Raw genomic sequence first — 12,225 nt, 5'->3', positions numbered from 1 at the left:
TCGGCAGACGATGACTTATGTCATACTGTGACAGGAAGGTTTCGAGGGAGTGACGACTGTGGGACTGCGCGAACGCAAGAAGGAGAAGACGCGCCTCGCGCTCCTCGACGTGGCGCTCGACCTGTTCCTCGAACAAGGGTACGACGCCACCACCGTCGAGCAGATAGCGGGGGTCGTCGACGTCTCGCCCCGGACCTTCTTCCGCTACTTCTCCAGCAAGGAAGCCATCCCGCTGTGGTTCCACGAGCAGGGGGAGGAGACGATGACGGAGACCCTCGACAGCCGACCGGCGGGCGAACCGCCGTTCACCTCGCTGACGCACGCCTTGCGTGCGGTGATTCACGACATGCAGGGCTCAACGCCCGAAGACGCCGAGCGGTTCCTCAAACTCCGCAAACTCTTCGAGAACAACCCGGCCCTCGTCGGCAAGTCCGTCGCCCGCGGCGCCGCGACCGAGCTGCGCCTCACCGAGATCATCGCCCGCCGCCGCGGCGTCGACCCGGCCGATCAGCTCTCCCACCTCATCGTCGCCTGGGCCATGGCCACCATGCGGGTCGGCTTCGAGTGCCCCTACGAGCCCACGAACATACGGGCCATCGTCGAGCGCATGGAGCAGACGCTGGCGATCGCCGAACGTTCACTGAAGCCCGGCTGGGACACCTAGTTCAGCGACGGGTCGTCCGGACAGGTGGCCACGAACGCCAGCTCGCCCGGCTGCCGTTTGAGCACCCGCCGCCACAGGGTGCCGGGATCGTCATGGAAGGTGTCGCCGGACTCGGAGTCGACGACGTACCAGTGACCCTCGGCGATCTCCGTCTCCAGCTGGCCGGCGCTCCAGCCCGCGTAGCCGGCGAAGATCCGCATCTGCGCGATCTCGCCCTGCAGGATCTCCGGCGGCGCGTCCAGATCCACCGTGCCGAGGCGGGAGACCGCCGGCGTGCCCGCGTGCAGGCGCCGCCAGCCCAGAGGCTCCTCCCCGCTCGGCACCGCCGCCAGCGCCAGCGCGCTGTCCGTCTGCACCGGACCGCCCTCGAACAGCACCGAAGGCCCGGTCACGAGCGGGTCCCACACGGGTAGCACCTGCGTGACCGAGACGTCGCTCGGCCGGTTCAGCACCACGCCGAGCGTGCCGCCGTCGAGGTCGTGTTCCAAGATCAGCACGACGCTACGCCGGAAGTTCGGGTCGTCGAGCAGCGGAGTCGCCACCAACAACCCGCCCACGTAGATCGCCTCCGCCATACCTCCATCATGAGGGAGGAGTAGGCCATCCCGCTGCCCCGGGTTACTGATGTTACTCAGTGCTATCAAACGGGCACTGTAGGTAGCAAAGATCACCATGCTGGGGGAAGCTATGACCATTGGCACCCGCCTCACTCTGGCAGCACTGGCGGCCCCTCTGGGCGCATTGCTCCTCACCTCCGCGGCGTTCGCGGCCACCGCGCCCGAACGGCCGTCGCCCGACTCGCCGTTCACCGTTCACGTCGGCAGGCCGGACTGCGGCAACAGGACCGTCGAGGTCCGGCTCCGCAGCACCAGCGACTACCAGGCCGAATTCCAGATCACCCGCGACGACGAGACCGTCGACACCGGCACGCTCGAAGCCCGCCGCAACTACACCAAGCGCATCAAGCTCGGCCACCAGCGCCGCGTCGAGATCGAGACCTTCTACACCACCCAGGACTCACGCGACAAGCTCGTCTCCCGCGACCAGGTGAGCAACGAGTGCGGCGGCAACCACCGCCGCGCCTGGGACCGCGGCCGCGAGTGGGACGACTGCGATCGCGGCGAGCCCTGCTGGGACGACGAGGAGTGCGATCGGGGCGAGGACTGCTGGGACGACGACGACTGCGATCGCGGTGAACCCTGCTGGGACGACGACGAGGACGACTGCCGCCGGGGCGACTGCGACGACGACGAACTCCCCTTCACCGGGCCGCCCGCCGACCTGATGGGCAAGCTCGCCACCGCCGGCGGGCTCGTCCTGACCGGCGGCATCGTCTGGTGGTACGGCTCGCTCTGGCCCCGGCAGAACTACCGGCGCCCGGAGTCCACCCTCTAGCGGAGCCGAACGCTCACGTGAACGCACCCGCCCGCGCGCCCGCCAGCGCGCGGGCGGCGGCGCGCTCGGCGACCTTCTCGTCGACCGGCTCCCTGGTGACCAGCAGGCGGTAGTACAGCGGCGCGGAGACCGCCCTGATCACCTCCATCCCGTCGGTGCCCTCGGGCAGTTCGCCGCGGGCCACGGCCCGGTCCACCACCGGGGCCCAGGCGCGGATGCGGCGCAGGTAGAAGTCGCTCAGGGCCGCGGCCGCCGCCTCGTTGCCGGTCGCGGCGGCGATGACGGCCTGGAAGGTCGCGCCCAGGCGGGGGTCGGTGACGGCGCCCAGGACGTTGAGCGCGTTGGCCCGCAGGTCGCCCTCGATCCCGCCGGTGTCGGCGTGCGGCGCGGAGGACTCGGCGAGCTCGGCCATCAGGTCGGTGACCAGGCCCGCGGGATCGCCCCAGCGGCGGTAGACCGTGGTCTTGCCCACACCCGCCTTGGCCGCCACGCGGTCCATGTTCAGGCCGTGGAAGCCGCACTCCACCAGCTCGTCCTGGGTCGCCTCCAGCACGGCGGCGCGGGTACGAGCCGTGCGCCCGCCGGGGCGTACCGTTCCGGCCAAACGGGACTGCTGTTCCATTAAGGCTCCTTTGTGTGTTACCTTCGTGTCCATCTTAACGGAACGAATGACCCATTAAGGGGCTGAGATGACCGTACTCGCGGAGCGGACTCACACGTCCGCCCGGATGACCGCCCGGCAGAAGCTGATCCTCGTGCTGCTGCTCGGCTCCCAGTTCATGCTGGCCGTCGACTTCTCCATCCTGAACGTCGCGCTGCCCGTGATCGGCTCGGGACTCGGGTTCGCGCTGGCGGATCTGCAGTGGGTGGCGACCACGTTCGCGCTGGCGGCGGCCGGATTCACCTTGTTGTTCGGGCGCATCGCCGACCTGTTCGGACGGCGGCGGCTCTTCCTGGCCGGGATGGCGCTGCTCGGGTTGTCCTCGCTGGCCGGCGGACTGGCCACCTCGCCGGGGATGTTGCTGGCGGCCCGGGTGGCGCAGGGACTGGCCACCGCGATCGTCACGCCCGCCGGGCTCTCGCTGCTGACCACCTCCTTCCGCGAGGGTCCGCTGCGCGAGCGGGCGCTCGGGCTGAACGGCGCGCTGATGTCGGCCGGGTTCACCTCGGGCGCGATCCTCGGCGGGCTGCTGACCGACCTGCTCAGCTGGCGATGGGCGTTCTTCGTCAACGTGCCCGTGGCGCTGGCCGTGCTCCTGGCCGCCCCCGCCGTCCTGGCCGAGAGCCGCCAGGAGGAGCGGCCCAAGATGGACCTCCCCGGCGCGATCACCGTGACCGGCGGCCTCCTGGCCCTGGTGTACGGGCTGACCAGGGCCGGCGAGCACGGCTTCGCCGACCCGCTCGGGCTGGGCGCGCTGGCCGCCGGGCTGGTGTTGCTGGTGGTGTTCTGGTTCGTCGAGCGGCGCGCGGCGTACCCGCTGGTGCCGGTGTCGGTCCTCGCCCGTCCCACCGTCACCTGGGGCAACCTGGCCGGGCTGCTCGCCTTCGCCACCGAGACCTCGCTGGTGTTCCTGCTCACCCTCTACCTGCAGAAGGTGCTCGGCTACTCGGCGCTGGCGACCGGGCTGGCGTTCGGGGTGCTCGGCGCCGGCACCGTCATCGGCGGGGTGGTCGCGCCCAGGGTGCTGTCCAGGGTCGGCAACCGGGGGGCGCTGCTGGCCGGGTTCGCGGTGCAGGGCGTGGCCACCGCCTCGCTGGGCCTGCTCGGCGCCTCGCAGGGCTGGATCTGGCTGCTGCTCGTCGCCACCTTCATCGGCGGCATCGGCAACATGGTGGCCATCGTCGGCTTCATGGTGAGCGCCACCTCCGGCCTGCCCGACTCCGAGCAGGGCCTGGCCACCGGCCTGGCCACGATGACCCAGCAGGTCGGCATCACGATGGGCATCCCGGTGATGAGCGCCGTCGCCACCGCCGCGATGGGCACGGTCCTGCAGGGCGTGACGGTCGCCGTCCTGGTCAACGCCGCCCTGGCCCTGGTCGCCACCCTCATCCGCAGAGTCTGACGGAACGCGGCGGAACACCCTGGCACGTGCCGGAACGCCCTAGAAGTGACGGCGGGCAGCGGAGCCCGCCCGGCCTATGGAGCACAACATGCGCACTGGACGCCGGCTGGCCGCCTTCTTCGCGGCCGGCGCCCTTTCCCTGGCCGCCCTCTCGGGGGCGGCCAGTGCCGCGCCCGACAGCGCGCTGCTGGTCATCAGCAAGGTCACCAACGTCAAGTGCCTGGTCACCGTCAAGGGCCACGCCCACGTGGGCGCGACAGAGCGGGACAACCTGGCCATCCGCCTGTTCGGCGAGGACCTGTTCACCGATGACGAGCTGGTCAGGGAGGGTCCCTTCTCGACCGCGCTCAACGGCGACTACTCCGCCGTGTTCACGGTGGCCTGCGCGGACCTCGACGAGGACCCGGTGGAGCCGGACGAGATCTTCGCCATCGCCCAGGTCTTCGACCCGTCCACGGGCGTCACGAAGAAGATCCGGTCGAACACGGTGACGGGCATCTTCTAGACGGCCCAGGACGCCCGCCGGAGCCGGGCCCGTACGGGATGGAGAGCTCCCGTGCGGGCCCCACCAGATGGATCAGGCCTCGGTGAAACCGCGGGCCCGGCCGCCGGCGGACTCGCGGACGGCAGCCGCGACGGCGGTGGCCACGTCAGGGTGGAACACGCTCGGGACGATGTAGTTGGGCCCCAGCTCCTCCGGCGTCACCACGGCGGCCAGCGCTCCGGCGGCGGCCAGCAGCATCTCCTGCGTCACCCCGCCCGCCTGCGCGTCGAGCAGGCCGCGGAAGACGCCCGGGAAGGCGAGCACGTTGTTGATCTGGTTGGGGTAGTCGGAACGGCCGGTGGCGACGACCGCCGCGTGCTCGCGGGCGTCGTCGGGCTGGACCTCGGGCTCCGGGTTGGCCAGCGCGAAGACCACCGCGTCGTCGGCCATGGTGGCGATGTCGTCGCCGTTGAGGATGCCGGGGGCCGAGACGCCCACGAAGACGTCCGCGCCCTTCACCGCGCCACGCAGGTCGCCGGAGTAGCCCTCGGCGTTGGTGTGCTCGGCGATCCAGCGCAGCGACTCGTCGAGGTCCTCGCGGCCCTTGTGGACCGCGCCGAGGTAGTCACAGACGATCACGTTGCGGGCGCCCGCGGCCAGCAGCAGCCGCAGTACGGCGTTGCCCGCCGCACCGGCCCCCGCCATGGTGATCCTGACCTGGCCGATCTCCTTGCGGACCACGCGCAGGGCGTTGGTGAGCGCGGCGAGCACGCAGATGGCGGTGCCGTGCTGGTCGTCGTGGAAGACGGGGATGTCGAGCAGCTCGCGCAGGCGGCGCTCGACCTCGAAGCAGCGGGGCGCGGAGATGTCCTCCAGGTTGATGCCGCCGAAGCCGGGGGCGATCACCTGCACGGTGCGGACGATCTCGTCGACGTCCTGCGTGTCCAGGCAGATGGGCCAGGCGTCGATGCCGGCGAAGCGTTTGAACAGCGCCGCCTTGCCCTCCATGACCGGCAGCGCGGCCTCCGGGCCGATGTTGCCCAGGCCGAGCACGGCCGAGCCGTCGGTGACCACCGCGACGGTGTTGCGCTTGATGGTCAGGCGGCGCGCGTCCTCCTTGTTGCGCGCGATGGCCATCGAGACGCGGGCCACACCGGGGGTGTAGGCCATCGACAGCTCGTCGCGGTTGCGCAGCGGCACCTTCGACTTCATCTCGATCTTGCCGCCGAGGTGCATCAGGAAGGTCCGGTCGGAGACCTTGTGGATGACCACGTCCTCGATGGCCTCGAGCTGGTCGACGATGGCCTGCGCGTGGTCGGTGTCGCGCGCGGCACAGGTCACGTCGATGCGGAGCTTGTCATGGCCCGCGGTGTTGACGTCGAGGGCGGTGACCACGCCGCCGGCGGTCTCCACGGCGTGGGTGAGCGCGCTGACGGCCTTGCCGCCGGCGGGCACCTCCAGCCGCACGGTGATGGAGTAAGACACACTCGGAACGGTCGCCACGTCATCGCTCCTTCAGGGCCTGACCAAGAGTGCCTTCCATGGTGCCACTTCTCGCGAGTGGACGATCCCACAGCTGATGTTCCCGGATATTTCCCCAAAGATCAGGAAATGTCCTTACAGGGCGTTCATCTACTCCCCCAAGGGTCGTCCCGTACCCCCTGCACGAGGAGCACCATTGCGCACCCCCGCCCTGCTGGCCGCCACCGCGCTGGCCCTTCTGACCACAGCGGCGCCCGCGACGGCGACCGGGAACGAACTTCGCGTCAACCACGTCCAGACCATGGCGACGCACAACAGCTACCACCTGGAGCTGACCGACGAGGAGAAGGACGTCCAGCGAAGGACCGACCGCAACTGGTGGAATCTGCAGTACTCGCACACCGCCATCCCCAACCAGTTCGCCGCCCAGCACGTACGAGGCATCGAGCTGGACGTCTTCCCCGACCCCAAGGGCGGCCTCTACGGCAGCCCGCTGGTGCGCCGCGACGCCGGACTGCCCCCGCTGACCGACCCCGACCTGGCCAAGCCCGGCTTCAAGGTCCTGCACTGGGGCGACCACGACTACGCCTCCAACTGCTCGTCGCTGGTCAAGTGCCTGCGCCAGGTCAAGCAGTGGTCCGACGCCAACCCCGGCCACGTGCCGATCACCATCCTGACCGAGCTCAAGCGCACCGACCCCGCCAAGGAGGCGATGGGCGGCGCCAAGAGCCCGCCGTGGGACACGGCCCTGCTGGACGCCCTCGACGCGGAGATCCGCTCGGTCTTCCCCGGCGAGCGGCTCATCACGCCCGACGGCGTCCGCAGGGCCGGCCGCACGCTTGAGGAGTCCGTCCTGAAGTACGGCTGGCCGCGCCTCGACCGCTCCCGCGGCAAGGTCATGTTCTTCATGGACAACCAGGATCCCGCCCTGCAGGCCCACTACCTGTCGGGACGGCCGAGCCTGGAGGGCAGGGTGCTGTTCACCAACTCCCGCCCCGGCCGCCCCGACGCCGCCTTCATCGGCTGGAACGACCCGCTCGGCGCCAACGTCGCCCAGATCCGGGAGTTCGTGAAGAAGGGCTACTACGTGCGTACCCGCTCGGACGTGCCCTTCACCGAAGCCCGCTCCGGCGACACCACGCGGCTGCGGTCGGCCCTGGAGAGCGGCGCCCAGATGGTCAGCACCGACTTCCCCGTCATCGGCCTGTCGGCGCGCAACGGCTCCGAGTACGTGGGCGAACTGCCGGGCGGAGCCACGGCCCGGTGCAACCCGGTCAGCGCCCCGAGGGGCTGCCGCGACCACCGGCTGGACGTCAGTCCAGGGCTACGGCAGCAGTGACGATCAGCTCCACGCAGACCGGCACCGGGATCAGCGTGCTGTCCACGGCCAACTGGTACTGGCAGGGCTCGGCCGGATCCACCCGGTAGAAGTGCCGCACGTACGCGGTGCGGGCCCGGTCGTTGTCCTCGATCGTGTGACGCGCCTCCTTCTCGGAGACCTCCGAGAGGGTGGCCGTCTGCGCGATCCGGCGTTTCAGCGGGGCGTCCAGCCGCACGTGCAGAGCGCCGGGGTGGTCGGCCAGCACCACGGCTCCGGCCCGGCCTAGGAAGACGCCGCCCGTCTCCCGGGCCGTCTCCTTCATCGTGCGCTCGGTCCTGCGTACGAACTCCTCCGGAGCCAGCGGCAGGACGCCGGGGACGTACATGTCCACACCGCCGAACGTGACCGTCGGCAGCCGCATCGCGCCGGACAGCAGCCGGCCGAGGCCGTGCTCCGCCCGGTCGTCGTGAGCCAGCGCCTCCTCCAGCGAGCAGCCCAGTTCCTGGGCCACGGCGCTGGGGATCGCGCGGTCGACGAAGGGCACACCAAGCCGTTCGGCCACGGCCGGACCGATCAGGTGCCCGGCCGTGCCGTACGTCGCCGAAATCGTGACGACCCGCATATCTCCAGGTTAGACGTCAGAAGAGGGCATTCGCCAGGGCCCGGCGCGCCTTGGCCAGCGACGGGTCCTCGGCCGGCAGCGCGTCGAACAGGCCGAGCAGGTGCCTGCGCGCCTTCTCCCGCTCGTCGCCCGAGGTGCGCTTGACCACGCCCACCAGCCGCGCGAACGCATCGTCCACCGATCCGGCCAGCATCTCCAGGTCGGCCGAGAGCAACTGGGCGTCGATGTCGGCCGGGTCCTGGGCGCGGCGCCGCACCTCGTCGGGGTCGGCCGTCATCGTGCGCTTGATCAGCCCCACCCCGGCCAGGCCCATCCTGGCGTCCTCGTTGCCCGGCACACGGGCCAGCAACCGCTGGTAGGCCGCCTCGGCCTCGTCGAGGTCGCCCTTGTCGATCGCCTGCTCGGCGGCCAGCAGGTCGGGGTCCGCCGGCGGTTCGGCCTGGGCCTGCGGCTCCTGTGCCTCGTCCTCCTGAAGCTGCGGGCGGGCGTCGGGGTTGGCCTCGTAGAACTGCTCGACCGCGCCCATCAGCTCATCCAGCCAGCGCTGGATCTCCGCCTCGGGCAGCACCTGCTGGAAGCCGGTCACCGCCTGGCCCTGGAAGATCGCCAGCACCGTCGGCACCGCCTGCACGCGCAGCGCCTGCGCGATCTGCGGGCTGGCGTCCACGTTCACCTTCGCCAGTACGGCCCGCCCGCCCATCCCGGCGACCACCTTTTCCAGCGCGGGGCTGAGCTGAGCGCTGCCCGGCGCCCGGGGCGACCACAGGTCGAGGATGACCGGCACCGTCATCGAACGGTCGATGACCTCGGTCGTGAACGTCGCCTCGGTGACGTCGGCCACCGACGCCGACGCGGCCTGGGGACCCGCGGCCTCCCGCCTGGCCTGCGCCTCCAGTGCCTGCTTACGCGCGCCCAAGTCCACCGCTCCGTAGAGCGACCCGGGCCTAGAGAAGTCCGCCATGCTCCTCATCTTGCCGCATGGAGGACGTGCGGAAGTCACCAGCCGCCACCCTGAGAGTGCGCAGCTGGTCGAACATCTGCTTCAGCTCGGCCTCGCCGTACATCTCCATGCCGAACTCCGCGCCCATGAGGTCGGCGGTCGCGCGGCGCACGGCCTCGCGGCCCGTGTCGGTGATCTCGGCGAGCACGCCGCGGCCGTCGCGCGGGTTGGGCAGGCGGGTGACCAGGCCCGACCGTTCCAGCCTGTCGACTGTGTTGGTGACGCTCGTGGGATGGACCATGAGGCGTTCGCCGATCTTCGACAGCGGGAGCGCGCCGGTTCTGCTGAAGGTCAACAAGACCAATGCCTCGTACCTCGCGAAGGTCAAGTCGTAAGGCTTAAGGAGCGAGTCAAGTTGCGACAGCAGGATCTGATGCGCTCTCATGATCGAAGTAACGGCGGCCATGGCGGAAGAGGGCCCGAAGTGAACACGCCAGGTCTCGGCGGCGCGTTCGATGGGATCGAACGGCAGGTTGAGCGACTTCGGCTGTGGCACAGCGCTACGTTAGCGCTGGTTCGTCTGATTACGTAGCGGAGCCGGACGCACAAGCTTGACCAAGAACGCCGCCTTCAATCATCACGCTCAGTTATGGTTCTCGCACGGAAGGTGACGCGGAGCGCAAAGTTCGGAAGAAGCCGTGGGGACGGCCCGGACACCTCAGCTTCGCGGCGCCAAGGGCACGGGGGGTGCTTTTGATGTACGTCAACGGGGTTTTCTGTGCGTGAGCACGCGGGTGTCACTCGCGAGGAGCTGAAGCACAGCGCGGCGGTCACCGTCGCGGTCCTGCTCGCTCTGGGCCTGATGGCGGCGTGGAGCGTGCTCATCCCCGGCGTCGACGCCTGGGAGAACATCGTCGCCGCCGTCATCGGCTCGCTCCGGCTGACCGGCCCGGTGGCGGCGGCCTTCGCCGCGTGGGTGGCGCTGCGCAAGCGGCGCGCGCTGCGGGGACGCTCTCTGTCGACCTGGCGCGCGCTGAAGGCGCCGCTGGCCATCCTGGTGGTCGTGACGGGTTCGTTCGCCGCCACCGTGCTCGTGCTCGCGATCAAGACGGTGCTGACCGAGCAGGCGGGCCGGCTGAGCCTGTCCGGGCTCGGCATGGGCATGGCGGGGCTGGCGCTCTACTCCGTCGTCGGGTGGGTCGCCGGATGGCTGCTGCCCTACCCCTTCATGCCGCCGGTGGCGGGGATCGCCTGCTACGGGCTGTTCACCTGGCTGGCCGAGGGGCGTCCGTGGGCCGACCGGCTGGCGCCGGGGACGGGCGAGCCGTATGACCTGTTCCAGGGGCTCAGCGGGGCGGCCTTCCTCGACCAGACGTTGTGGCTGATCGGGATCACCGCCGCGCTGCTGCTCGGCTGGGCGGCCATGGTGACGCGGCAGGCCCTGGTGCTGGCCTGCGCGCTGCTGGCCGTGATGGCGGCGGGGACGGGGGTGGCGCGGCTGCTGACCGACCCCAAGCCCGCCGCGGCGCAGGCGATCGCCTACAGCTGCCAGGACTGGCCGATCACTGTCTGTGTTCACCCGGGCATGCGCGGCGGGCTGACCGAGCTCGGCGCCACCTTCACCAAGATCGCATCCCGCCTGTCCGGTACGCCCGCCGCCTTCACCAGGGTGGAGCAGCGCCCGCTCGGCGAGCCGCTGAAGTCCGCCTCGGGGCTGGCCGCCATCCACGTGCCCGACCTGTCGGCCGGGTTCGCCGACGAGGCCGCCTACGCCTACATCGAGTCGCTGGCGGCCAAGTGCGCCGACTCCCCCTCCGACGGCTACCGCGACATCGTCATGGCGTGGCTGCGCGGCGAGCCGCTGCCGGGCGGGCCGCTGCCCGAGCACCAGTACGCCGCGGCGTGGTTCTCCGGGCTGAGCGAGCCGCAGCGCCGCGAGTGGCTGCGCATGTTCTACAACGAGTTCCAGTCGTGCAGGCTGTCGGGGACCCACTTCGGCGGTGGGCCCATGGCCAGTGCCGTACCGGCCTCGCCAACGCCGATATATCCGGTGTATCCGACAGGAATGTCACCCCAGAGCTGGCAATGATGATCGTCATGCGGGTAGTACTGCCCGCATGACGACATCTCCCCTGACGCGACGTCGCAGGTGGCGCCATATCGCCGGGCTCCTCGTACTCGCCGCCCTGCTCATCGTCGGCGGGCGCCTGGCCTGGGCCTGGTGGAACCCCCTCGGCGAGCAGACCATCGACCGCAGCCAGCCGGTGCTCCTGCAGTCGATCCACGACCTGAGCCGCTTCGAGGCGGCCACCGGCACCTTCCAGGTGGTCGTCGACCTGGAGAAGGACGCCAACTTCCTGCCCGACGCCATCAAGGGCAGCCGCACCCTGTTCGTCGGCTCCGGCGGCGTCGACGCCTACGTCGACTTCTCCGGCCTCGCCAAGGACGCCGTGACCGTCTCCGAGGACCGCACCCAGGTCACCCTGCGCCTGCCCCGGGCCCAGCTGGAGAAGCCCAACATCGACAACAACCGCTCCTACGTCTTCGCCCAGCAGCGCGGCCTGCTCGACCGGGTCGAGGACTTCTTGTCGGCCAGCCCCACCGACCAGCGCGAGCTGTACGTCCTGGCCGAGAAGAAGATCGCCGAGGCGGCCACCGCCAGTGACCTGCGCGCCCGCGCCGACGCCAACACCAAGGTCATGCTCCAGGGACTGCTGAAGTCACTGGGCTTCTCCAAGGTCACCGTCAAGTTCTCGGACGAACCCTAGGGAGGCCCGGGACCCCGTCTAGGTACTCCCGGACCCGCCTGAGGCACACAGATAAGGCATCCGCCCGATGTGGCGGGGTGGGCCTTAGGAGGAGTCTTAAGAGTGCAAGGAAACAACAGCACCAAGACACCGGGAGTCACCCGAAATGAACGCCGAGCTTGAGTACGCGCTCATGAAGAACCACGCCGAGGAGCTGCGCCGCGTGGCCGCCGAGCACCGCCGGGCCGTGGAGGCGAGCAAGGGCCGCAAGAGCCGCCGCTCCGTCTTCGCCAAGCTTCTCTCCCACTAAGACCTTCCCCCCTTACGACCCCAGGAGGTTCCGATGAACGCAGAACTCGAGTACACCGTGATGAAGAACCACGCAGAGGAGCTTCGCAAGGCCGCCGCCGAGCACCGGCGGGCCCGCGAGGCGCGTAAGACCGGGCGTCGCTCGGTGTTCGCCAAGTTCCTGTCCTCATGACCACCGCACGATGGCCCGGCCGCCAC

General features: G+C 70.1%; 15 protein-coding genes. 9 read left to right on the top strand and 6 right to left on the bottom strand.

The features are described from left to right. Nucleotides 1-49: 49 nt before the first annotated feature. A complete protein-coding gene (locus tag ACIBKY_RS06915; RefSeq protein WP_397095020.1) occupies nt 50-664 on the top strand; it encodes a TetR family transcriptional regulator in 615 nt (204 codons plus the stop codon). Here the strand turns inward: ACIBKY_RS06915 and ACIBKY_RS06910 are convergent. Next, nucleotides 661-1,239 carry a YqgE/AlgH family protein gene (locus ACIBKY_RS06910; protein WP_397095018.1) on the bottom strand — a complete coding sequence of 193 codons (579 nt, stop codon included), beginning with the start codon at nt 1,237-1,239 and terminating at the stop codon, nt 661-663. The two genes, ACIBKY_RS06915 and ACIBKY_RS06910, sit on opposite strands and share 4 nt — an antisense overlap. Nucleotides 1,240-1,351: 112 nt before the next feature. Between ACIBKY_RS06910 and ACIBKY_RS06905 the strand changes: the two genes are divergently transcribed. Further along, complete coding sequence (locus ACIBKY_RS06905; RefSeq protein WP_397095017.1) at nt 1,352-2,059, top strand: hypothetical protein; 708 nt, start codon at nt 1,352-1,354, stop codon at nt 2,057-2,059. Between the two features lie 13 nt (nt 2,060-2,072). Here ACIBKY_RS06905 and ACIBKY_RS06900 read toward each other — a convergent pair whose 3' ends face one another. Beyond that, entirely contained in the window at nt 2,073-2,681 is a 609-nt protein-coding gene (locus ACIBKY_RS06900) for a TetR/AcrR family transcriptional regulator (RefSeq protein WP_397095015.1), read from the bottom strand. A gap of 67 nt (nt 2,682-2,748) precedes the next feature. Between ACIBKY_RS06900 and ACIBKY_RS06895 the strand changes: the two genes are divergently transcribed. Then, on the top strand, nt 2,749-4,122 hold the full coding sequence (locus ACIBKY_RS06895) for an MFS transporter (protein ID WP_397095014.1): 1,374 nt from the start codon (nt 2,749-2,751) through the stop codon (nt 4,120-4,122). Between the two features lie 88 nt (nt 4,123-4,210). Beyond that, nucleotides 4,211-4,627, top strand: a complete 417-nt coding sequence (locus tag ACIBKY_RS06890; protein WP_397095012.1) for a hypothetical protein — start codon at nt 4,211-4,213, stop codon at nt 4,625-4,627. A gap of 72 nt (nt 4,628-4,699) precedes the next feature. Here the strand turns inward: ACIBKY_RS06890 and ACIBKY_RS06885 are convergent, their stop codons facing one another. After that, on the bottom strand, nt 4,700-6,109 hold the full coding sequence (locus ACIBKY_RS06885) for an NAD-dependent malic enzyme (protein WP_379609143.1): 1,410 nt from the start codon (nt 6,107-6,109) through the stop codon (nt 4,700-4,702). A gap of 175 nt (nt 6,110-6,284) precedes the next feature. On the opposite strand from ACIBKY_RS06885, the gene ACIBKY_RS06880 reads away from it, so the two are divergent. Next, complete coding sequence (locus ACIBKY_RS06880; protein ID WP_397095010.1) at nt 6,285-7,427, top strand: phosphatidylinositol-specific phospholipase C1-like protein; 1,143 nt, start codon at nt 6,285-6,287, stop codon at nt 7,425-7,427. Here ACIBKY_RS06880 and ACIBKY_RS06875 read toward each other — a convergent pair. Genes ACIBKY_RS06875 through ACIBKY_RS06865 form a run of 3 tightly spaced genes read right to left on the bottom strand, consistent with a single transcriptional unit; the run spans nt 7,402 to nt 9,527 of the window. Then, the gene (locus ACIBKY_RS06875) at nt 7,402-8,031 is read right to left on the bottom strand and encodes an AAA family ATPase (protein WP_397095008.1); all 630 of its coding nucleotides are present in this window, start codon (nt 8,029-8,031) and stop codon (nt 7,402-7,404) included. The genes ACIBKY_RS06880 and ACIBKY_RS06875 overlap by 26 nt on opposite strands. A gap of 16 nt (nt 8,032-8,047) precedes the next feature. Further along, on the bottom strand, nt 8,048-8,992 hold the full coding sequence (locus ACIBKY_RS06870) for a tetratricopeptide repeat protein (RefSeq protein ID WP_397095006.1): 945 nt from the start codon (nt 8,990-8,992) through the stop codon (nt 8,048-8,050). Then, nucleotides 8,976-9,527, bottom strand: coding sequence for a MarR family winged helix-turn-helix transcriptional regulator (locus ACIBKY_RS06865; protein ID WP_397095004.1), 552 nt, complete (start codon nt 9,525-9,527; stop codon nt 8,976-8,978). The genes ACIBKY_RS06870 and ACIBKY_RS06865 overlap by 17 nt, the downstream gene beginning before the upstream one ends. A gap of 222 nt (nt 9,528-9,749) precedes the next feature. Here ACIBKY_RS06865 and ACIBKY_RS06860 point away from each other — a divergent pair, with 222 nt between their 5' ends. The 4 genes from ACIBKY_RS06860 (at nt 9,750) to ACIBKY_RS06845 (ending at nt 12,199) form a co-directional block, all read left to right on the top strand. Continuing rightward, entirely contained in the window at nt 9,750-11,060 is a 1,311-nt protein-coding gene (locus ACIBKY_RS06860) for a hypothetical protein (protein ID WP_397095003.1), read from the top strand. 28 nt (nt 11,061-11,088) lie between these two features. After that, the gene (locus tag ACIBKY_RS06855; protein ID WP_397095001.1) at nt 11,089-11,739 is read left to right on the top strand and encodes a DUF4230 domain-containing protein; all 651 of its coding nucleotides are present in this window, start codon (nt 11,089-11,091) and stop codon (nt 11,737-11,739) included. A gap of 145 nt (nt 11,740-11,884) precedes the next feature. Next, on the top strand, nt 11,885-12,028 hold the full coding sequence (locus ACIBKY_RS06850; RefSeq protein WP_397094999.1) for a hypothetical protein: 144 nt from the start codon (nt 11,885-11,887) through the stop codon (nt 12,026-12,028). Nucleotides 12,029-12,061: 33 nt separating this feature from the next. Continuing rightward, the gene (locus tag ACIBKY_RS06845; RefSeq protein WP_184965887.1) at nt 12,062-12,199 is read left to right on the top strand and encodes a hypothetical protein; all 138 of its coding nucleotides are present in this window, start codon (nt 12,062-12,064) and stop codon (nt 12,197-12,199) included. The last annotated feature ends 26 nt before the right edge of the window (nt 12,200-12,225 follow it).

The sequence above is a fragment of the Nonomuraea sp. NPDC050394 genome (genome assembly GCF_044459065.1).
Lineage (GTDB): Bacteria > Actinomycetota > Actinomycetes > Streptosporangiales > Streptosporangiaceae > Nonomuraea.
This window is presented reverse-complemented; position numbering and strand designations above follow the sequence as displayed.

Bases quoted from the DNA above. Each gene is read 5' to 3' on its own strand.
- ACIBKY_RS06910 (WP_397095018.1), bottom strand. From the start codon at position 1,239: ATGGCGGAGGCGATCTACGTGGGCGGGTTGTTGGTGGCGACTCCGCTG.
- ACIBKY_RS06905 (WP_397095017.1), top strand. From the start codon at position 1,352: ATGACCATTGGCACCCGCCTCACTCTGGCAGCACTGGCGGCCCCTCTG.
- ACIBKY_RS06900 (WP_397095015.1), bottom strand. From the start codon at position 2,681: ATGGAACAGCAGTCCCGTTTGGCCGGAACGGTACGCCCCGGCGGGCGC.
- ACIBKY_RS06895 (WP_397095014.1), top strand. From the start codon at position 2,749: ATGACCGTACTCGCGGAGCGGACTCACACGTCCGCCCGGATGACCGCC.
- ACIBKY_RS06890 (WP_397095012.1), top strand. From the start codon at position 4,211: ATGCGCACTGGACGCCGGCTGGCCGCCTTCTTCGCGGCCGGCGCCCTT.
- ACIBKY_RS06875 (WP_397095008.1), bottom strand. From the start codon at position 8,031: ATGCGGGTCGTCACGATTTCGGCGACGTACGGCACGGCCGGGCACCTG.
- ACIBKY_RS06870 (WP_397095006.1), bottom strand. From the start codon at position 8,992: ATGGCGGACTTCTCTAGGCCCGGGTCGCTCTACGGAGCGGTGGACTTG.
- ACIBKY_RS06855 (WP_397095001.1), top strand. From the start codon at position 11,089: ATGACGACATCTCCCCTGACGCGACGTCGCAGGTGGCGCCATATCGCC.
- ACIBKY_RS06850 (WP_397094999.1), top strand. From the start codon at position 11,885: ATGAACGCCGAGCTTGAGTACGCGCTCATGAAGAACCACGCCGAGGAG.
- ACIBKY_RS06845 (WP_184965887.1), top strand. From the start codon at position 12,062: ATGAACGCAGAACTCGAGTACACCGTGATGAAGAACCACGCAGAGGAG.